Genomic DNA, 21,021 nt, shown 5'->3' with positions numbered 1-21,021 from the left:
GGTCGTCATTGGGCCACCTGGGAAGACCCGTTCAAGAAACCGGCCTACCTGTTCGCCCTGGTCGCCGGTGACCTCTGGTGCGTGGAGGACAGCTTCACCACCATGAGCAACCGCGAAGTGGCGCTGCGCATTTATGTCGAGCCGGAGAACATCGACAAGGTGCAGCACGCCATGGACAGCCTCAAGCGCTCGATGAAATGGGACGAGGAGGTCTACGGCCGTGAGTACGACCTGGACATCTTCATGATCGTGGCGGTCAACGACTTCAACATGGGCGCCATGGAGAACAAGGGCCTCAACATCTTCAACTCCAGCTGCGTGCTGGCCAAGGCTGAGACCGCCACCGATGCTGCGCACCAGCGCGTCGAGGCGGTGGTAGCGCATGAATACTTCCACAACTGGTCGGGCAACCGCGTGACCTGTCGCGACTGGTTCCAGCTGTCGCTCAAGGAAGGCTTCACTGTGTTCCGCGACAGCGAGTTCTCCGCCGATACCCACTCGCGCGTGGTCAAGCGTATCGAAGACGTGGCCTACCTGCGCACCCACCAGTTCGCCGAAGACGCCGGCCCCATGGCCCACCCGGTGCGCCCGGACGCGTACATGGAAATCTCCAACTTCTACACCCTGACCATCTACGAGAAGGGTGCCGAAGTGCTGCGGATGATACACACCCTGCTCGGGCCGCAGTTGTTCCGCAAGGGCTCGGATCTGTACTTCGAGCGCCACGACGGCCAGGCCGTGACCTGCGACGATTTCGTCAAGGCCATGGAGGATGCCAGCGGTATCGATCTGACCCAGTTCAAGCGCTGGTACACCCAGGCCGGCACGCCGCGCCTGGAGGTCAGCGAAGCTTATGACGCCGCCGCGCAGACCTACAGCCTGACCTTCCGACAGAGCTGCCCGGCCACACCGGGGCAGAGCGAGAAGCTGTCGTTCGTGATTCCGGTTGCGCTCGGCCTGCTCGATGCTCAAGGCAATGAGCTGCCGCTGCGCCTGCTGGGCGAAAGCGCCGCACAGGGCACCAGTCGTGTTTTGTCGGTGACTGAAGCCGAGCAGACCTTCACCTTCGAAGGCGTCGCCGAGAAGCCACTGCCCTCCTTGCTGCGCGGCTTCAGTGCGCCGGTCAAGCTGCACTTCCCCTACAGCCGTGACCAACTGATGTTCCTCATGCAGCACGACAGTGATGGCTTCAACCGCTGGGAGGCCGGCCAGCAGCTTTCTGTACAAGTGCTGCAGGAGCTGATTGGCCAGCACCAGCGTGGCGAAGCCCTGGTGCTGGATCAGCGCCTGGTCGCCGCGCTGCGTACCCTGCTTGAAGACGAGTCGCTGGATCAGGCCATGGTCGCCGAGATGCTCTCGCTGCCGGGCGAGGCCTACCTGACCGAGATCAGCGAGGTCGCAGATGTCGAGGCCATCCACGCCGCGCGCGAATTCGCCCGCAAGGAGCTGGCTTCCGCGCTGTTCGCCCCGCTGTGGGCGCGCTACCAAGCCAATCGTGAAGTCTCCAAGGCCACCCCTTACGTGGCCGAGGCCGCGCACTTCGCTCGCCGCAGCCTGCAGAACATCGCGTTGTCCTATCTGATGCTCAGCGAGAAGCCCGAGGTGCTGGCGGCCTGCGTCGACCAGTTCGACAGCGCCGACAACATGACCGAGCGCCTGGCGGCGCTGGCGGTGCTGGTCAACTCCCCGTTCGAGGTTGAGCGCAGCCAAGCGCTGGCGTCCTTCGCCGAGTTCTTCAAGGACAACGCGCTGGTCATGGATCAGTGGTTCAGCGTGCAGGCTGGTTGCCCGCTGCCGGGTGGTCTGGAGCGTGTGCATGCACTGATGCAGCACGAAGCCTTCACCCTGAAGAACCCGAACAAGGTGCGCGCGCTGATCGGTGCTTTTGCCAATCAGAACCTGATCAACTTTCACCGCGCGGACGGGGCGGGCTACCGCTTTCTTGCCGACCAGGTGATCACCCTCAATGCCCTCAACCCGCAGATCGCTTCGCGTCTGCTGGCTCCGCTGACCCGCTGGCGCAAGTACGGTTCGGCGCGTCAGGCACTGATGAAGGCCGAGCTGGAGCGCATCCTCGCTTCCGGCGAGCTTTCCAGTGATGTCTATGAAGTGGTGAGTAAAAGCCTGGCGTAAGACGGTTTTGGCTTTACAGGAAGTGTTACCGGCCTATGGCTGGTAACACTTTTTTGTTACCCAACGAAATATGCGGGCCGCTGGTTATGTGTTTGTACACTTAAATTCGAGTGTCGGTGCTTGACAATGAGACGTTATTTTTAGCCGCTAACCCATGCATAGCAGGGGGGGATTGGCATAAATCGTCGGATCGTAGGACAAAGTGCGCCACTTTTTCTCGTCTTTTGGTCAGTGGCTGATCAGTCACGAAAAGAAACCACCCAGCGGCTCTCCCACGGCTGTTTGCGCTGATACAACTGTTTGAATTGGCACCATGGTTGCAGTACTGAGCAGGACTTGACCGCGTGCAAGCTCTCGCTGGTCGTTGGAACATGTCGCTACAAAATAAAAACACAAGCCGTCGTCAGTACGGCAATTCGCGACCCGGCTACGGGATCGCCCAAAAGAATGATCTGTCCACGGAGTGAGTCTCGATGGAAATTAAGTCCCGCAAGCCCGTTCTACGTTTTGCCCCGGCCAAGGCCGGCTTTGCGTTCGCAGGCGTTCTGCCGTTGCTGGTCGCCGCCCAGGCTCAAGCGGTGGAGTTCAGCTTCGCCGATAACGAAATCACCGGTTCCATTGACACCACCATCTCCTACGGCCAGCTGTGGCGCGTACAGGGGCAGGACAAGACCAACAACGATATCAACATCAACGACGGCAACCGTAATTTCGATACCGGCCTGGTTTCCGAAGTGTTCAAAATTACCTCGGATCTCGAGGCGTCTTACCGTAACTACGGCGTCTTTATCCGTGGTACTGCGTTCTATGACACCCAGATCATGGATAAGCGCAACGACTATTACGACGCCAACACGCCGGCTCAGCCCAGCCAAAGCTATCCGCGGGATAACAGCTTCACTCGCGAAACCCGCCACAAGGCAGGTCGCGATGCGCAGATTCTTGACGCCTACGTCTATGGCAACTGGGACGTGGCCAACATGCCGGTCTCCGGTCGTTTCGGTAAGCAGGTATTCAACTGGGGTGAAGGTTTGTACTACCGTGGTGGGGTGAACACCACCAACCCGGTCGATGCTGCCAAGTTCCGCCTTCCAGGCTCCGAAGTGAAAGAAGTATTGGTGCCGGTCGAGGCTTTGAGCTTCAACATCGGTTTGACCGATAACTTGTCGATGGAAGCGTTCTACCAGTTCAACTGGAAAGAGTCTGCTATCGATCCGGTCGGTACCTATTTCTCGGAGACCGACTTGTTCGCTGATGGCGGCCATACCGCTTATAACGAAAGTGGTGCGCTAGCTGGGGCCCTGACACCGAACCCGCTGTTCGGTGGTCTTTCGCTTTATCAAGCCTCCGTATTGAACCCTGCTTATGGGCTGAATGGGAGTTCATTTGCCACGTCTGACGCTTTCAAGGTCGCCTCTATCAAGAGCGACCTTAACGCCAAGAATGATGGGCAATTTGGCGTTGCATTCCGCTATATCGCCGAAGAGCTCAACTCGACAGAGTTTGGCTTCTACTTCGTGAATTACCACGCGAAAGAGCCATCCATCTATGCTCAGCTCGATGACTCTTACGCTGGGCTAACGCCTGTACAGTTTGGTGCGCTGGTCGGTAGCACTCCGGTACAAGGGGCGGCCGGCGGTGATGCTGCACTTGCGCAGCAAATTGCCGGTGGCTTGGTCTCGGTTGACGTAGCTAATCAGATCCAGGCAAGCCGTCAGTACGCTGAAGACATTCGAATGATGGGTCTGAGCTTCAACACCACCGTGGGCAATGCGTCGGTATTCGGCGAATTTTCCTATCGTCCCAACCTGCCAATCGGTATCGCGACTACCAACGACCTTCTTGGGCAGGTACTTCAGCAAGCACCGCAGATCGCTCTGGGACAGCAGGTTCAGGTCGGTGGCCAAACGGTAAGTTTGGGCAACCGTCGTTTGAGCAACTACGAGCGCGTAGAAGCGTTCAATACCTCCTTGGGCACCATCTATAACTTCGGCCCGACGCTCGGATTCGACTCCTTGTTTGGTGTGGCGGAGCTCGGCTCCGAACACATTCGCGGCAGCAGCCTCAAGTACACGGACTTCCAGGGTAATACGCGTTACTACTCTGGCCGTGCGAACGGGTCCTACGTCTCCGGCTACGATCGCGACGACCAGATCAACAAGAACGCTTACGGCTATACCCTGGTGCTCTCCGGCACCTGGAACGACGTTTACGCTGGCGTGAACCTGTCGCCCTTCGCCGTGTTCAAGCACGACTTCGAAGGCAACTCGCACCAGACCGGCAACTTCATCGAAGGTCGTAAGGCGTACACCGTCGGTATGCGCGCTAGCTACCTGAACAGCCTGGAAGCCGAGATTCAGTACACCGAGTTCTATGGCGCTGGCCAGAACAACGGTGCGCGCGATCGCGACAATATCGGCGTCAACGTCAAGTACTCCTTCTAATAACCAAAATCGGAAAGAACGCCGGGCGCTTGCGGGCGCCCGTCACGACTCTTCATGGAGAATTACCCATGCTGAACAAGCACAGGCTGATGGCCGTAGCCGTTGCGCTGGCATTTTCCGCCAGCTCCGCGCTGGCTGCCGTTTCCCCGCAGGAAGCCGCCAAGCTCGGCGATACCCTGACCCCCTTCGGCGCCGAAAAAGCCGGCAACGCTGCCGGCACCATTCCGGCCTGGACCGGCGGCATCACCCAGGCGCCGGCTGGCTACACCCGTTCGGGCCAGCACCACGTCAATCCGTTCCCGGAAGACAAGCCGCTGTTCACCATCACCGCGGCCAACCTGAGCCAGTACGAGGCCAATCTGACGCCGGGTCAGATCGCCATGTTCAAGGCTTACCCGGAAACCTATCAGATGCCGGTCTACCAGACCCGCCGCTCCGGCTCCGCGCCGCAGTGGGTCTATGACAACACCATCAAGAACGCCACCAGCGCCAAGCTGGCCGATGGTGGTAACGGCTTTATCGACGCTTACGGCGGTATTCCGTTCCCGATTCCGCAGAGCGGTGTCGAGGCGCTGTGGAACCACATCGCCCGTTACCGTGGCACCTACATCGTGCGCCGTGCCTCGGAAGTGGCCGTGCAGCGCAATGGCGCCTATTCGCTGGTGACCTCGCAGCAGGAAGCGCTGTTCAAGTACTACCTGCAGAACGGCTCGTTCGCCGATCTGAACAACATCATGTTCTATTACCTGTCGTTCACCACCAGCCCGGCACGTCTGGCCGGTGGCGCGACCCTGGTTCATGAAACCCTCGATCAGGTGAAGGAACCGCGTCAGGCCTGGGGTTACAACGCCGGCCAGCGCCGTGTGCGTCGTGCGCCCAACCTGGCCTACGACACCCCGATTGCCGCCGCCGATGGCCTGCGTACCGCCGATGACACCGACATGTTCAACGGTGCCCCGGATCGCTATGACTGGAAGCTGATCGGCAAGAAGGAAATCTACATCCCGTACAACAACTACCAGGTCACCAGCCCTGACGTTAAGTACAAGGATCTGCTGCAGGTCGGTCACCTCAATCCGGCGCTGACCCGCAACGAGCTGCACCGCGTTTGGGTCGTCGAGGGCACGCTGAAATCCGGCGCCCGCCATATCTACTCCAAGCGTACCCTGTTCCTCGATGAGGACAGCTGGCAGGCTGCGGTAGTGGATCAGTACGACGGTCGTGGTGAGCTGTGGCGCGTGTCCATCGCCTACCTGAAGAACTACTACGACCTGCCGACCACCTGGTCTGCACTCGATGTGTTCCACGATCTGCAGGCGCGTCGTTACCACGTGCAGAACCTGGATAACGAAGAGAGCAACACCATCGACTTCACCCAGGCAGTGCCGGACGACGGCTATTTCAAGCCGGCCGCCCTGCGTCGCCGCGGCACCCGATAATAGTTGTGTAGTCTCGCGCCAAGGCCGCTACAGTAGTAGCGGCCTTTTCGTATCAGCTTGGCGAATAGGCTTCTATAACGCGGGTTCTGCCTTAACAAAACATAACGTCGCGCCAATTGTCAGGGCTTTCCGAAGCTCGCTAGGATGAGCGGCCTGCTAATCAGCAGTACCGCCTATAACAAGAAAGGGGGAAGGTATATGAGTGAGCCCGTCATGCGGCGCACCCAGTCCGGTCTGGCGCCCAACCTGGCGCGCAAATCGGCGCTCCGTGTCCATTCACCGCTGGCTAAAGCGCTCTCGCTGTGCAGTGTGCTTTCCATTCTGGCTTTCGCTGCCGCACCCTTGCAGGCCGAGACCTCGGCTGCGGCTGACGCCGGTTACGCCATCGAGTCGCCCAAGGCCGTGCATAGCCTGCTGCTCGATGTGGTCAACACCGGTGAGCGCCTGGTTGCCGTGGGCGACCGTGGCCACATTCTCTATTCCAACGATCAGGGACAAAGCTGGCAGCAGGCCAAGGTGCCTACGCGGCAGATGCTGACTTCGCTGTTCTTCGTCGATGCTCAGCATGGCTGGGTGGTCGGTCATGATGCGCAGGTTCTCACGACGGCCGATGGCGGCCTGACCTGGACTAAACAGTACGAAGATCTTGAGCTCGAAGCGCCGCTGCTGGATGTCTGGTTCAAGGATCTTCAGACCGGTTACGCCGTGGGCGCCTATGGCGTGCTGCTGGAAACCACCGACGGTGGCCAGAACTGGGAAGACGTCAGCGACCGTCTCGACAACGAAGACGCCTATCACCTCAACGCCATCACCGCGGTGAAGGGCGCCGGGCTGTTCGTTGTCGGCGAGCTGGGTGGCATGTTCCGTTCGCGCGACTGGGGCGAAACCTGGGAGACCGTCGAAGACAAACCCTACGAGGGCTCGCTGTTCGGCGCGCTGGGCACCGACGAAGCCGGCACGCTGCTGGTTTACGGCCTGCGCGGCCACCTGTTCCGCTCCACCGATTTCGGTGACAGCTGGCAGCAGATCTCCCTCAACACACCGAACAATGGTCCGCTGGAATTCGGTCTCGCCGATGGCACGCTGCTCGGCGATGGTAGCGTCGCGGTGGTGGGGCATGGCGGTACGGTGCTGCGCAGCACGGATCACGGCCAGACGTTCAGCCTGATCAATCGTCCCGACCGCCTTTCGCTGGCCGGGGTAACTGCACTGGATAACGGCAACCTGATCCTGGTGGGGCAGGGCGGCGTTCACCTCGCCGCTTCGACCGGCGCCGATCTGGGCCAACAATAACAAGCCGGGAGCCTTTGCATGACCAAGCATCAACAACAGCCCGCGTCCTTCCTCGAGCGGCTGATTTTCAACAATCGCCCGGCGGTGATCCTGATCTGCCTGCTGATCAGCATCTTCCTGTTCTATCAGGCTGCGCAGGTACGCCCGCAGACCAGCTTCGAGAAGATGATCCCGCTGGGCCATCCGTACATCCAGAAGATGCTCGAACACCGTAACGACCTGGCCAACCTGGGCAACACGGTGCGTATCTCGGTGGAAGCCACCGATGGCGACATTTTCAGCAAGGATTACATGGAAACGCTGCGGCAGATCCATGACGAGGCCTTCTACATCCCCGGCGTCGACCGCTCCGGTCTGAAGTCGTTGTGGAGCCCCAGCGTGCGCTGGACCGAAGTGACCGAGGAAGGCTTCGCCGGTGGCGAGGTGATCCCGCAGACCTACGACGGTTCTACCGACAGCCTCGAGGATCTGCGTAGCAACATTCTCAAGTCCGGGCAGATCGGTCGTCTGGTGGCGAATAACTTCAAGTCCACCATCGTCGATATCCCGCTGCTGGAGTCCTATCCGGACCCGAACGACCAGAGCAAGCTGATCAAACTGGACTATCAGAAGTTCTCCCACGAGCTGGAAGAGAAGATTCGCGACAAGTACGAAGCGCAGAATCCCAATGTCCAGGTGCACATCATCGGCTTCGCCAAGAAGGTCGGTGACCTGATCGACGGCCTGGTGGGCGTGGCACTGTTCTTCGCCGTGGCCATCGGCATCACCTTCGTGCTGCTGCTGTGGTTCACCCATTGCTTCAAGAGCACCCTGGCAGTGGTCATCACCACGCTGATCGCGGTGATCTGGCAGCTGGGCCTGCTGCATACCCTGGGCTTCGGCCTCGACCCCTACTCGATGCTGGTGCCGTTCCTGGTATTTGCCATCGGTATTTCCCACGGTGTGCAGAAGATCAACGGCATCGCCATGGCGTCCGGCGAGGCGACTGACGCCTTGTCTGCTGCGCGCATGGCGTTCCGTCAGCTGTTCATTCCCGGGCTGGTGGCGCTGCTGTCCGATGCGGTCGGCTTCGTGACCCTGCTGCTGATCGATATCGGCGTGATTCGCGAACTGGCCATCGGCGCGTCGATGGGCGTTGCGGTGATCATCCTGACCAACCTGATCCTGCTGCCGGTGATGATTTCCTACATCGGTATCAGCCAGAAGGCGGTTAAGATCAGCCGCGAAGAGGCTGCCAAGGATCATCCGTTCTGGCGCGCGATTTCCAATTGCGCCCATCCGATGGTCGCGCCCATTTCCGTCGTGGTTGCCGTGGTGGCGCTGGCTGGCGGTGTCTGGTACGGGCAGAACCTGAAGATCGGCGACCTCGATCAGGGTGCGCCGGAACTGCACCCGGACTCGCGCTACAACCTGGATAACGACTTCGTCATCCGCAACTACTCGACCAGCTCCGACGTGCTGGTGGTGATGATCAAGACGCCCACCGAGGGCTGCTCCACCTACGAAGCGCTGTCCGCCATGGATGAGCTGATGTGGAAGATGGAGAACACCGCAGGCGTGCAGTCGGCCATCTCCATGGTCACCGTGTCCAAGCAGGTGATCAAGGGCATGAACGAGGGCAACCTGAAATGGGAAACCCTGTCGCGCAATCAGGACGTGCTGAACAACTCCATCGCCCGTGCTGAAGGCCTGTACAACGCAGACTGCTCGGTTGCGCCGGTGCTGATCTTCCTTGAGGACCACAAGGCCGAAACCCTGTCGCGCGCCGTGGCCGCTGCCGAAGAGTTCGCCGCGCAGCACAGCACCGACGAGCTGCAGGTGGTACTGGCAGCGGGTAACGCCGGTATCGAGGCTGCCACCAACGAGGTGATCGCGGCGTCCGAGACCACCATGCTGATCGCGGTCTATGCGGCGGTGCGCATCATGTGCCTGCTGACCTTCCGTTCGCTGGCGGCGACCCTCTGCGTGATCCTGCCGCTGGTGCTGACTTCGGTGCTGGGCAACGCGCTGATGGCCTTCATGGGCATCGGCGTGAAGGTCGCCACCCTGCCGGTGATCGCCCTGGGTGTGGGGATCGGTGTCGACTACGGCATCTACATCTACAGCCGTCTGGAGACCTACCTGCGTCAGGGCATGCCGCTGCAGGAAGCCTACTACGAGACCCTGAAGTCCACCGGTAAGGCGGTGCTGTTCACCGGCGTCTGCCTGGCCATCGGCGTGGCGACCTGGATCTTCTCGGCGATCAAGTTCCAGGCCGACATGGGCCTGATGCTGACCTTCATGTTCCTGTGGAACATGATCGGCGCGATCTGGCTGCTGCCGGCACTGGCCCGCTTCCTGATCAACCCAGAGAAGCTGCGCGCCAAGGGCTGATGCCCTTTGCGCAAAACGAAAACCGCGGCCCTGGCCGCGGTTTTTTGTTTTAAGGCTCTGCAGTGACGAGACGGCTGCATGGCCTGCCCGAGCCAGTCGGTAGCCCGGATGAAATCCTGGGCTTCGCCGGCAATTATGTCGACAAGGCCAGGGTCAGGCTGCGTGAGTGAGTTTACGGCTATCGACCAGGCGAATGCTCGATTGCCGGCCAGGGCGCCGCCCTGATGGGCACAGCGCCGTGATCGATCGTTCCCACGCTCTGCGGGAGAGTGCAGCCCAGGACGCTTCGCGTCCGCTACGGTCTGTAAGACATCCCGTGCTGCCAAGCACGACGCGCAGCGTGCCAAAAACAGGTGCCCACGCAGAGCGTGGTTACTATCTCCATAGATCCAGCGGCCTACTACGTACCTGTAGGAGCGGATTTATCCGCGATCCTTGCCAGCCCATACGAGTCACTCGCACCGGCAAGCGCTTGAAACAATCGACAAGACTGCACGCGCTTACCCGCTAGCGCGGGTACAGCGGCGGCAGTGCACTGTTGTCCTGCGGCGCAGCGCTTGGTTCCTGCGTGGCAGGCAGGTTGCGAATCGCTTTCCACAGCTCCTCGCCTTGCCACTGCTGGCCCGTTTCGCTGTACAGCGCGCCATTGAGGCCGTCCAGTGCGTCCGACAGCGGCACGTAGCGCGCCGCCATGTCGGCGAGCGTCTCCGGTTGCTGTCGCGCCCAGGCATCGAGGGCATGGCGGGTCGCCTGGGCGTCGCCAGCCTGACAGGCACGCTTGAGGTCGTCGAGCAGCGTGCGCGGGCTCGGGCCCGCCTGCGCTGCGCGCTGGATCGCCGGTTGCCGGCGCGCGTGCCACCACAGGCCGAAGCCGAGCAGGGTGGTCAGGCCCAGCAGGGCGCAGGCCAGTTGCCAGGGCCAGAGTTCCGGCCCCTCGATCACCTGCGTCGTCACCATCGGCGTGTTGGGTTGCTCGTCGTTCTGCAACTGCGGGTTCTCCGCAACCTGCAGGGTACGGGCAGAAAGTGTGGTGCGTTCCAGCGTGTCGGTCTGGGTGTTCCACCAAAACACTTCCAGCGGTGGCAGGTCGAAACTGCCGGCACGGCTGGGCACCAGCGCTTCGCGTTCTTCGCGGGTGCCGATGATGCCGTTCTCGCTTTTCTGATCATCCATCTGCGGCTGATCCGGATAACGCCGCAGGCCGTCGACCTGCGTCGCTGGCAGCGGCGGCAGCTGGGCGCTGGAGAGGCCGTCGACCTTGAGAATCAGGCGGCGGGTCAGCGAGTCGCCGACCTGGCTCTGCTCTGGCTGCGGGTTCCAGGTTTCCGCCAGGCCCAGGGCCCGCGCCGGTAACCAGGGCGCGTCGGCGGGATAGTCGGCGGGCTTGGGTTTGACCTGCAGGGAAATGTCCGGCGATTTGACCCGCGTGACCTTGCCGGAGCGCGGCCCGAAGGGCAGGAAGTCATTATTGCGCGAGCGGTCGACCAGCGTGGCGCTGAAGGTCTGCCCGGGGATCAGCAGTTGGCCACTGCGTTGCGGATAGATGGCGTACTGCAGTTCGATCACGCCGTGCAGCACACCACCGATGCTCTTCTCGTAGGTGCGCGGCTCGCCCAGTTGTTCGGCGCGTGCGTCCTCGATGCGCAGAGGCGTCAGGTTGCTGTCGTCATACATCGAAACCGAGTGATAGATGCGCAGGGTCAGCACCGCCTGAGCCTGTACGTAGACGCTTGGCTGATCGAGGCTGGCATCGATGAACACCGGCGCCAGCTTGTCGCCATCGCCAGCGCTGACGGCCTCCTCGACGTTCAGCGTAATGGGCAGGGTTTCGGCATCCTCCAGGCGAATCGCCGGGATGATCACCTCGCCGCTGTGGCGCGGTTGCAGGGTGAGGATCCAGCGGGTGCTGGCACGTGGCGTATCGCCAATGCTGCTCAGGCGGTTGACCTGGCGGCTGCCGAGCACCTCGAAGTCCTTGTCCAGCGGGCTCAGGTCGGGGCGACCGAAGCGGGTCGGGTCGGTGGACTCCAGCGTCAGCACCACGGTCTCGCCTTCGCTCAGGCGGGCGCGATCGACGCTGGCGAAAAAGCCTTCGGCACAAGCCTGCCCGGCGAGCAGTAGAAGAAGCAGGGAGAGCAGATGCTTCATCGGTTGGAGTCCTGACGCTGTTGCTGTTCATACCAGAATTTGCGCCGCAGCAGCTCGGCCGGGTCGTCCGGGATTTGCCGCAGCCATTGTTCCAGCGCTTGTCGCCGTTCGGCCGCGGTGCCCAGGTCGATTTCCGCACGGGGTTGCGCAACGGGCTCCGCGGCGTCCAGGGTTTCATTGTCGGTGCCTGGCTGAGTGTCGTCTTCGCCGGCGCCGTTAGCGCTGCGCGGCGTTTCGCTGCTTTCACTGTTCTCGCCGCTGCTGCCCGCTTGGGCCGGCTGCGCGGTAGCGCCCTCGGCGGGCTGGCCGGCCGAAGATTCATTCGCCTGCGGCTGCTCGTCGGCAGGCTCCTGTTGCTCGTCCGCATCGCCATTGCCGCTCTGCTGCTGATTGTCGCGTTGGCGCAGGGCTTCTTCCACCAGTGCCTTATTGTACTGCGCGGCGGCCAGCTCCGGCTGGCGCTCCAGCGCCTGCTCGTAGGCATCCAGCGCTGCCTCCAGCTCTCCGGCCTTGGCCAGGGCGTTGCCGCGGTTGTAATGGTCGGTAGCGCTGTCGCCCTTGGCGAAACGTTCTGCAGCGGCTGAGTAATCTGCAGCCTCGTAGAGCGCCTTGCCTTGCCACTGTGGATCGACGAAGCGTTGCGCGGCCTCGGCCGGACGTTGAGCTTGCAGCAGGCGCTGGCCCTGTTGATCGGGGCGCAGCCAGAGGTCGTCGAACTCGAAGGCCTGGCTGCTTTGCGGTGGCAGCATCAGCAACAGCGGCAGGCAGAACAGCCAGCCGCGGCGCCCGGCGCAGGCGGCCAGCAACAGCAGCGGCAGCAACAGCCAGTAGCCCTGGTCGATACGGCTGTCGAGCCGTGTCGGCTCCCCGGCGGCGCGCATGGCCTGCGGGCCGTCGAGTAGGCCGAGGCGGCGCAGGTCTTCGTCGTCCAGGCGGATCGGCGCGTAGCGGCCACCATGAGCCTCGGCGGCTTCCCGCAGGCCATGGGCATCGAGGCGCGGGATCAGGATGGCGCCGCGCGAGTCCTTGAGAAAGCTGCCGTCCTCCTGCACCACCGGAGCGCCTTCACGGCTGCCCACGCCGAGCACCAGCAGCGGTACCGAGCGCTTTGCCAGCGCTTGCTGGATGCCGCTGCGCTCCTCGTCATCCAGGGCGCTGGTGATCAGCAGCAGGCGACCCTGACCCAGTTGCGCCTGGTCGAGCAGTTGCAGTGCGCGCGCCACGGCCAGGTCGGCGCGCCGGCCCGGCTCGGGCATCAGTGAGGGTTTCAGTGCCTCGAGCAGGTTGCGGCTGGTGGCCAGGTCATCGGACAGCGGCACCAGGCTGTGCGCACTGCCGGCATAGACGATGATCGCCGTCTGCGCATCGCGGCGCGCCTCGAGCAGATCGAGCAGCTTGCGCCGGGTCTGTTCCAGGCGATTGGGGCGGCCGTCGGTGGCGAGCATTTGCGGGGTCAGTTCGAGCAGAATCACCAACGGATCGGCGGGCTTCTGGTTGCTTTGCTCGACGCGCTGCCAGCTGGGGCCGAGCAGCGCCAGCACCGCCAGCAGCCAGGCCAGGCCGAGTGCCAGCCAGGGCAATTTGCTGGAGCGGCCACTGCCGCCCTTGAGCAGCGCCTGGTGGAACGCCGCCGGCAACAACAGTTGCCAGCGCCCGCTCTGGCGCTCGCGATGCCACAGGCGCCAGAGCAACCAGGCCAGCACGGGTACGGCCAGCAGCCACAATGGACGCAGCCATTCCGGCCAGAGCATGCTCATGTCCGTCTCCTTAGCCGCAGCAGCAAGTCAGGCCAGAGCACCTGGCCGACCAGCAGCAGCGAGCCCAGCAGCGCCAGCGTCAGTGGCCAGGCGTAAAGCGCCTGGGCAGGGCGGGCGAGGGTGGGTTGCTGGGCGACCGGCTCGAGGCGGTCGAGGGTCAGCTCGATCTGCTGCAGCTCGGCCTGATTGCGTGCGCGGAAATACTCGCCGCCGGTGGTGTCGCTGATCGCACGCAGGCTGGTCTCATCCAGGTCCAGCGCGCTGAAGCCGAAGCTGCCGTACGCGCCGCTTTGTTGTGGATCGGCGCCGATGCCGATGGTGTAGATGCGTACACCTTCATCGGCGGCGAGTTGCGCGGCGACCAGCGGATCGATTTCGCCGCCGTTGTTCGCGCCGTCGGTGATCAGCACCAGCACCCGGCTTTGCGCCGGACGTTGGCGCAGGCGCTTGACTGCCAGGCCGATGGCGTCGCCGATGGCGGTGTTCTTGCCGGCGATGCCGATCAGCGCCTCGTCCAGCCAGGTGCGCACAGTGTGGCGGTCGAAGGTCAGCGGTGCCTGCAGATAGGCCTGGCTGCCGAACAGGATCAGGCCGACGCGATCACCACGGCGACCTTCGATAAAGTCGCCGAGCAAGCGTTTGACCAGATCCAGGCGGCTGATCGGCTCGTCGTCCCACTGCATGTCGGCGTAATCCATGGAGCCGGAGACATCGACCGCGAGCAGCAAATCACGGCCGCTGGCTGGCAGCGGCAGCGGCTCGCCGACCCATTGCGGCCGCGCCGCAGCGCACAACAGCAGGCACCAGAGCAGCACCAGCGGCGCTTGCTGGCGCCAGCTGGGCAGGGCGGCGCGGGCGCGGCGACCGCTGAGTGCCTGCAGTTCGTCCAAAAAACCGACCCGCAGCGCCGCATCACCACTGTCGGCTGCGGGCAGCAGCAGACGCAGCAGCCAGGGCAGTGGCGCGAGCAGAAAGACCCAGGGCCAGGCGAACTCAAACATGCTTGCGAATCCAGGTGGCGACGGCCTGATCGAGTTCTACGATGGCTTTGTCGCTCAGCGTGCATTGCGGCCTGTAGCTGCCGTCGACGAGGATCATCCAGCGGGTCAGGCCGGCTGCCGGGCAGCGGTTGTCGAGAAAGGCCAGCCAGGCGCGGCTGCTTAGGGTGTGGCTGGCGCTGTCCGGGTAGCGTTCGCGGCACAGGCGCTTGAGAAGGGCATTGAGCTGCTGTAGCCAGGGGCCGGCAGGTGCTCCGTCGTAGGGTTTGCGCAAGCTGGCCAACTCGTCGAGTGCCGCCTGGCGCAGTGGCTCTAGCGCCTGCTGCGTGGTCATCTTGGGCGGACACCGCCGCCAGTTGCGCAGCGCGCGCCAGAGTCCCCAGCCCAGCAGCGGCAGCAGCACGGCAAGCAACCACCAGCCCGGTGCAGGCGGCCACCAGGGCACGGGCGCTGGGTCGATCAGCGGCTGCAACTGGTCGATGGGGTTCATAGGGATCTTCTCGCGTGCAGGGGGCTGAGCTGTTCCTGCAATTGCTCGACCAGTTCGAACTGCGTGCTCAACGGTAGCAGCGGCACGCCGAGTTTCTGCGCCAGACGCTGCCAGAGTGCCTCGCGCGCCTGCGCCTGGGCGCGATAAGCCTGACGCAAATCGCCGTTATGGCTGTCGAGCTCAAGCTGCGCGCCATTTTGGGTGAAGCGCAGCAGGCCAGCTGCCGGCAGGGCGTGATCAAGTGGATCGGACAACGGCAGCAGCAATAGATCGGTGTGGCGGGCGAGCAGCGTCAGTTGCTGCTCGGCATTGTCGCTAAGGGCACGCTCATCGCACAGTACGATCACCAGGCTGCCCGGGCGCAGCACCTCGCGGGCGCGACGCAGGGCCAGGCCGAAGTTGTCGCGGCCGGCACTGGCCTGGCTCTCCGGTCCGAGCGCCTGGTTGGCGCGGGCCAGCAGGTTGAGCAGTTGCAGCAGGCTCTGCTTGCTGCGCCGTGGTTTGACCTCATGATGCTCGTTGTCGGCGAATACCAGGCCGCCGATACGGTCGTTGTGGCCCAGCGCGGCCCAGCCGATCAGCGCCGCGGCGCGTGCGGCCAGCACCGACTTGAAGCACAGGCCGGAGCCGAAGAACAGGCGTTGGCTCTGCTCGCTGATGATGAAGATGGGGCGCTCGCGCTCCTCATGGAACAGCTTGGTGTGCGGCTCCTGGGTGCGCGCGGTGACGCGCCAGTCGATGGTGCGCACGTCGTCGCCCGGTTGGTAGACGCGCACTTGGTCGAAGTCCACGCCGCGCCCACGCAGCTTGGAGTGATGCAGGCCGGTCAGCGGGCTGCGCCGCGCCGGAGTGGAGAACAGCGGCACTTCATGCACCTTGTGGCGCATGTCGATGAGCTCGCCGAGGGCGATATGGATGCCGGGTGTCGGGGTTGGGCTGGACATACTTCAGTCCGTAGCCCGGATGCAATCCGGGGAAGACACGCGAGCGGTCCCGGATTGCATCCGGGCTACGCAAGACAAGCGCGGAGCGCGCGGCTGCATCAGGCCACCGCCACCACGTCGAGGATGCGCTGGATCACGCGATCCTGATCGACGCCCGAGGCCTCGGCCTCGAAGGACAGGATGATGCGGTGGCGCAGCACGTCGAACAGCACCGCCTGGATGTCTTCCGGGCTGACGAAGTCGCGTCCGGCCAGCCAGGCATGGGCACGCGCGCAGCGGTCGAGGGCGATGGAGCCGCGCGGGCTGGCGCCGTAGGCGATCCAGTCGGCCAGCTCGGCGTCGAACTTGGCCGGGGTGCGGCTGGCCATCACCAGTTGCACCAGGTATTCCTCCACCGCATCGGCCATGTACAGGCCGAGGATTTCCTTGCGTGCGGCGAACACCGCCTGCTGGCTGACCCGGTGCTCGGGTTTGACCTCGCCATTGAGCGCATCGCCCCGGGCCTGGGCGAGGATCTTGCGCTCCACCGCCGCGTCAGGAAAACCGATCTTCACGTGCATCAGGAAGCGGTCGAGCTGGGCCTCGGGCAGCGGGTAGGTGCCTTCCTGCTCGATGGGGTTCTGCGTGGCCATGACCAGAAACAGCGGCGACAGGTCATAGGTCGAGCGGCCGACCGAGACCTGGCGCTCGGCCATGGCCTCAAGCAGTGCCGATTGCACTTTGGCCGGTGCGCGGTTGATCTCGTCGGCCAGCACCAGGTTGTGGAAGATCGGCCCCTGCTGGAACACGAAGCTCCCGGTTTCCGGACGGTAGATCTCGGTGCCGGTGATGTCCGCAGGCAGCAGGTCCGGGGTGAACTGGATGCGATGGAACTCGCCTTCGATGCCTTCGGCCAGTTCCTTGATCGCCTTGGTCTTGGCCAGACCGGGGGCGCCTTCGACCAGCAGATGGCCGTCGGCGAGCAGGGCGATCAGCAAACGCTCGATAAGCTTTTCCTGGCCGAGAATCTGGGTGGAGAGAAATTGGCGTAACGCGACCAGCGCTTCACGGTGTTCCATCGTCGGGCTCTTGTGGCGGATGAGCGGGCTTGCGAAGCCGCGCGTGCAGACCGTCGACTTTAATGCATTTGCCGCTTCAGCCGCTATCTGCGGCGCGGGTCATGAACCGTCCGGCAGCAGAAATGCGAGGTATGTCGCTAGCGCTGAAATGCCCGCCATCAATGATGGCGGGACGGGCGCGAGCTTATTGCCACTGCATCAGTAACCGGCGCTGGGCAAACTGTGCGCTGTCCTGCGTGATGGGCGTCAGGTACAGCGTCTGGCCTGGCAGGCATTGCGCCAGCCGCGCCACGGCTTGCGGCGTCAGTGCGCCCAGGCGCGGGTAACCACCGATGGTCTGGCGGTCGTTGAGCAGGATGATGGGCTGGCCGTCCGGCGGCACCTGCACGGCGCCCAAAGGGATGCCCTCGGAGATCATCGAGCCACGCTGGCATTGCAGCTGCGGACCGTTGAGACGGATGCCCATGCGGTCGGCGCGCTGGTCGATCAGCCACTCGCTGTTGAAGGCATCGAACAGGCTCTGTCCGCGAAAATCGCCAATCTGCGCGCCCAGCACCAAGTGCAGGCGGGGCGTGGTCTGGTACTCGGGAATGAACTCGGCGGGCATCTGCCGTGTTGCATCGGCATTGCCACTCCAGCCCAGAGCATCGCCGACAGCGATGGCGCGGCCATCGCCGTGCAGACCCCCTAGGCCTTCACGCAGCATGCTCGCGCAACTGCCAAGCACCACTGGCGCCTGGAATCCACCTGGTGCGGCCAGGTAGGCACGCGCGCCCTGGCGCGGCTGGGCGAAGCTCAGGCGCTGGCCTTTGCGCACTTCGAAGCTGCGCCAAGGGGCCAGCAATTGGTCATCCAGCCGTGCGCCGAGATCGGCCCCGGTCAGCGCGAGGGTCGCGTCGCGAGTGCATTCGAACTCGGCGTTGCCCAGGGTGATCTCTACCACCGCGGCGGTAAGAGCGTTACCCAGCAGCCAGTTGGCCCAGCGATGGGCGATCCAGTCCAGGGCGCCGCACTGGGTCACACCAAGATGACGCACACCGAAGCGGCCAGCATCCTGGAGTTGAATGAAAGGGCTGCTGCGCAATACACGCAGGCCACCATCGATGGCACTCATTGACTGGCCTCCAGCGGGCTGTCGTCGCCGCCGAGGCGGATGAATTCGGCGCGCTCGATGGGCACGAAACGCACACGGTCACCCGGTTGCAGCAGGCTGTAGCCTTCGATATCGCTGCCGAACAGACGACTGGGCGTGCGCCCGATCAGGTTCCAGCCGCCGGGCGATACCACCGGGTACGCGGCCGTCTGCCGTTCGGCGATACCGACGCTGCCAGCGGCGATGCGCTTGCGCGGCGTGCTCAGGCGCGGCGCTGCGAGGATTTCCTCGACCAGGCCCATGAAGGCGAAGCCGGGGGCGAAGCCCAGGGCGAATACCTGATAGGCATGGCCGCTGTGTCGGGCGATCACTTCGGCTTCGCTCAGCCCGCTGCGTCGGGCCAGCAGTTGCAGCTCCGGGCCGACGCTGCGGTCGTACCAGGTGGGCAACTGGTGCTCGCGGCCGCCGTGCAGATCGGCAGGCTGCAAGCCATCGAGCGCCCCGGCGATCTTCGCTCGCGCCTGCTCGCTGTCTAGCTGGCACAGGTCGTAATGCAGCAGCAGCGTGGTGTAGGAGGGCACCAGGTCCAGCAGTGCACTGCCGAATGCCTCCTGCAGGCGCGTGCGCGCTGCCAGCATCCACGGCATGTTGGCTTCATCGATATGGTCGAACAGGCGCAGGATCAGGCTGTCGATGCCGGCGACTTCCAGCCGGGCGTTGGGCGACTTCATGCCTGTGTCAGGCCGTCGAAGGCCTGCCGGATACGTTGCACGGCAGCCACCGAACTGGCGTTGTCGCCATGCACGCACAAGGTCTGCGCGTTCAGATACAGCGCGCTGCCGTCGCTGGTCTGCAGCGCCTCGCCACGTGCCAGGGTGACCGCCTGATTGACGATCACTTCGCTGTCGTGATGCACGGCGCCCGGCAGGCTGCGGCTGACCAGGAAGCCGGCGGCATCATAGGCGCGGTCGGCGAACGCCTCGAACCACAGGGTCAGGCCGAATTCGTCGCCGAGTGCCTGCGCCGCGCTGTTGTCGCGGGTGCACATCAGCATCAGCGGCAGGTGGCGATTGTACTTCGCGACTGCACTCATCACCGCGCGCAGGGTGGCCGGCTTGCGCATCATGTCCTGATACAGCGCGCCGTGCGGTTTGACGTAGCTGACGTGGGCGCCCTGGCTGCGGCAGAGGCCTTCCAGCGCGCCGATCTGGTAGAGCATCAGGTCTTCGACCTCCTGCGGTGTGCAGTCCATCGAACGGCGGCCGAAACCGACCAGGTCCTGATAGGCCGTGTGCGCACCGATGCGTACGTCGTGGGCCACGGCCAGGGCCACGGTCTTGCGCATCACGCTGGGGTCGGAGGCGTGGAAGCCGCAGGCGATGTTGGCGCAGTCGATATAGGGCATGACCTCGGCGTCCAGGCCCATGGTCCAGGCGCCGAAGCTTTCACCGATGTCGCAATTCAAAAGCAGGCTGTTCAAGTGAGCATCCTAATCATGAGGTGCATGGATAGGGTCCGACAGCTTTGAGCTGTTCTGGCAGTGGCTTCATTTTTCCGACGCCGCCTGGGGGCGTCCAACTAATAAAAACATCCGCCGGAGATAGGAAAAGCTGATGGTGTCGGGCATCGGATTTTCTGATCGCCAGGCGCCGGTTTTTCCCGTTGGACAGTGGCGGCCGTCGCGCTCGACAGTGAATCGGGTGAACGCTCCCTGGCGCCGTTCTGGCGCACCCCCGGTGTGTCCCGCACCCGGGGGCTTTTGCGTTCCTTTCGAGTCGACTCAGTACCTGGCCACCAGTCTACGGGGGAATCCCAGTGAAGACCGCACCCTGTCTGTCCGCGTTCTGCGCGTTGCTTGTCGCTCTACCCATGGCTTTACCCGTTTACGGCAGCGAACGCTGGTCGATGTCGGTGGAGCAGCCAGCCGGCAATTTCATCAGTCGCGTGGCGGTGGAGTTTGCCAGGAATGTTCGCCAGGCGACCAACGGCCAGCTGAACATTCGCGTTCACCCCAACTCCACGCTGTACCGCCGCCCTGAGGTGAAGGCAGCGGTGACCCGTGGTGATATTCAGCTTGGCGACGTGTTCATGTCTGCGCTGGGCAATGAGGATCCGATTTTCGAGCTGGACAGCCTGCCGTTTCTCGCCAGCGACTACGAGCAGGCCCGCAAGCTCTGGGCGGTAAGCCGTGAGGCGGTGGAGCAGCGCCTGCTGGCCGATGGCGTGCGCCTGGTTTACGCCGTGCCGTGGCCGGCACAGAGCCTGTTCAGCAATCGCCCGCTGCAGGCCGTCGAGGATGTTCGCGACCTGCGCTTTCGCAGCTACAACCCGACCATCTCGCGCCTGGCCCATTTGCTCCATGCCCAGCCGACGACCATCAACACCGAGGATGTGCCGCAGGCGTTTCGCGATGGCCTGGTGGATATCATGCTGACCTCCAGCGCCACAGGCATGGACCTGCGCGCCTGGGACTTCGTCTCGCACTTCTACGACGTGCGCGCCTTTATCCCGAAGAACATCGTCATCGTCAACGAGCACGCCTTCCAGCGTCTACCCGAGGCTCAGCGCCAGGCGCTGCTGCATGCCGGTGAACGGGCCGAGCGGGCGGGGTGGGAGTTGTCCTGGGCATTGACCGGCTATCAGACGCGGATGCTCGCCAGGCGTGGCATGACCGTGGTGCAGGCGATCAACCCGCAGCTGCGCCAGGAACTGATCGAGGTCGGCCAGCAGATTACCGAGGAATGGCTGGCGCGTGCCGGCGAAGAGCACGCGCAGGTTATCGAGGCGTATCTCGACGGGCAGCCGCGTTAGCCGGCCCGTGCGAATGCCCGGTCGCCATTGCGACCGGGCT

General features: G+C 63.5%; 15 protein-coding genes. 6 read left to right on the top strand and 9 right to left on the bottom strand.

Annotated elements, in window-relative coordinates; all coding sequences use genetic code 11:
- The 5 genes from pepN to B3P22_RS07870 all read left to right on the top strand — a co-directional run.
- Positions 1–2,133, top strand: a 2,133-nt coding sequence (gene pepN, locus B3P22_RS07890; RefSeq protein WP_296270601.1) for an aminopeptidase N, incomplete at its 5' end; no start/stop codon positions are given.
- Positions 2,134–2,606: 473 nt separating this feature from the next.
- Positions 2,607–4,577, top strand: a complete 1,971-nt coding sequence (locus B3P22_RS07885) for a DUF1302 domain-containing protein (protein ID WP_280087215.1) — start codon at positions 2,607–2,609, stop codon at positions 4,575–4,577.
- A 68-nt stretch (positions 4,578–4,645) separates the two neighbouring features.
- The gene (locus B3P22_RS07880; protein ID WP_296270600.1) at positions 4,646–6,016 is read left to right on the top strand and encodes a DUF1329 domain-containing protein; all 1,371 of its coding nucleotides are present in this window, start codon (positions 4,646–4,648) and stop codon (positions 6,014–6,016) included.
- Positions 6,017–6,214: 198 nt separating this feature from the next.
- Entirely contained in the window at positions 6,215–7,309 is a 1,095-nt protein-coding gene (locus B3P22_RS07875) for a WD40/YVTN/BNR-like repeat-containing protein (RefSeq protein ID WP_296270599.1), read from the top strand.
- Between the two features lie 18 nt (positions 7,310–7,327).
- Positions 7,328–9,682, top strand: a complete 2,355-nt coding sequence (locus tag B3P22_RS07870) for an efflux RND transporter permease subunit (protein ID WP_296270598.1) — start codon at positions 7,328–7,330, stop codon at positions 9,680–9,682.
- 507 nt (positions 9,683–10,189) lie between these two features.
- Here B3P22_RS07870 and B3P22_RS07865 read toward each other — a convergent pair.
- The 9 genes from B3P22_RS07865 to B3P22_RS07825 all read right to left on the bottom strand — a co-directional run bounded on the left by B3P22_RS07865 (position 10,190) and on the right by B3P22_RS07825 (position 19,650).
- Entirely contained in the window at positions 10,190–11,830 is a 1,641-nt protein-coding gene (locus B3P22_RS07865) for a BatD family protein (protein WP_296270597.1), read from the bottom strand.
- The gene (locus B3P22_RS07860; protein ID WP_296270596.1) at positions 11,827–13,587 is read right to left on the bottom strand and encodes a VWA domain-containing protein; all 1,761 of its coding nucleotides are present in this window, start codon (positions 13,585–13,587) and stop codon (positions 11,827–11,829) included. Before B3P22_RS07860 ends, B3P22_RS07865 begins: the two co-directional genes overlap by 4 nt.
- On the bottom strand, positions 13,584–14,588 hold the full coding sequence (locus B3P22_RS07855; protein WP_275546240.1) for a vWA domain-containing protein: 1,005 nt from the start codon (positions 14,586–14,588) through the stop codon (positions 13,584–13,586). The genes B3P22_RS07860 and B3P22_RS07855 overlap by 4 nt, the downstream gene beginning before the upstream one ends.
- Positions 14,581–15,075: a DUF4381 domain-containing protein gene (locus B3P22_RS07850; RefSeq protein ID WP_296270595.1), complete on the bottom strand. Its 495-nt coding sequence runs from the start codon at positions 15,073–15,075 to the stop codon at positions 14,581–14,583. Before B3P22_RS07850 ends, B3P22_RS07855 begins: the two co-directional genes overlap by 8 nt.
- A complete protein-coding gene (locus tag B3P22_RS07845) occupies positions 15,072–16,019 on the bottom strand; it encodes a DUF58 domain-containing protein (protein ID WP_296270594.1) in 948 nt (315 codons plus the stop codon). The genes B3P22_RS07850 and B3P22_RS07845 overlap by 4 nt, the downstream gene beginning before the upstream one ends.
- A gap of 98 nt (positions 16,020–16,117) precedes the next feature.
- On the bottom strand, positions 16,118–17,077 hold the full coding sequence (locus tag B3P22_RS07840; protein WP_013716305.1) for an AAA family ATPase: 960 nt from the start codon (positions 17,075–17,077) through the stop codon (positions 16,118–16,120).
- A 184-nt stretch (positions 17,078–17,261) separates the two neighbouring features.
- A complete protein-coding gene (locus B3P22_RS07835) occupies positions 17,262–18,191 on the bottom strand; it encodes a biotin-dependent carboxyltransferase family protein (protein WP_296270593.1) in 930 nt (309 codons plus the stop codon).
- Positions 18,188–18,901 (bottom strand): 5-oxoprolinase subunit B family protein, encoded by a 714-nt coding sequence (locus tag B3P22_RS07830; RefSeq protein WP_296270592.1) that lies wholly within the window; start codon positions 18,899–18,901, stop codon positions 18,188–18,190. Before B3P22_RS07830 ends, B3P22_RS07835 begins: the two co-directional genes overlap by 4 nt.
- Positions 18,898–19,650, bottom strand: coding sequence for a 5-oxoprolinase subunit PxpA (locus tag B3P22_RS07825; RefSeq protein WP_143497831.1), 753 nt, complete (start codon positions 19,648–19,650; stop codon positions 18,898–18,900). Before B3P22_RS07825 ends, B3P22_RS07830 begins: the two co-directional genes overlap by 4 nt.
- A 389-nt stretch (positions 19,651–20,039) precedes the next feature.
- Here B3P22_RS07825 and B3P22_RS07820 point away from each other — a divergent pair, with 389 nt between their 5' ends.
- Positions 20,040–20,981, top strand: a complete 942-nt coding sequence (locus tag B3P22_RS07820; RefSeq protein WP_296270591.1) for a TRAP transporter substrate-binding protein — start codon at positions 20,040–20,042, stop codon at positions 20,979–20,981.
- Positions 20,982–21,021: the final 40 nt, after the last annotated feature.

The organism is Pseudomonas sp. UBA6323 (assembly GCF_002439135.1).
Classification (GTDB): Bacteria; Pseudomonadota; Gammaproteobacteria; order Pseudomonadales; family Pseudomonadaceae; genus Aquipseudomonas.
Note: the sequence above shows the minus strand (reverse complement) of the source record. Positions and strands in the feature narration are given on the sequence as shown.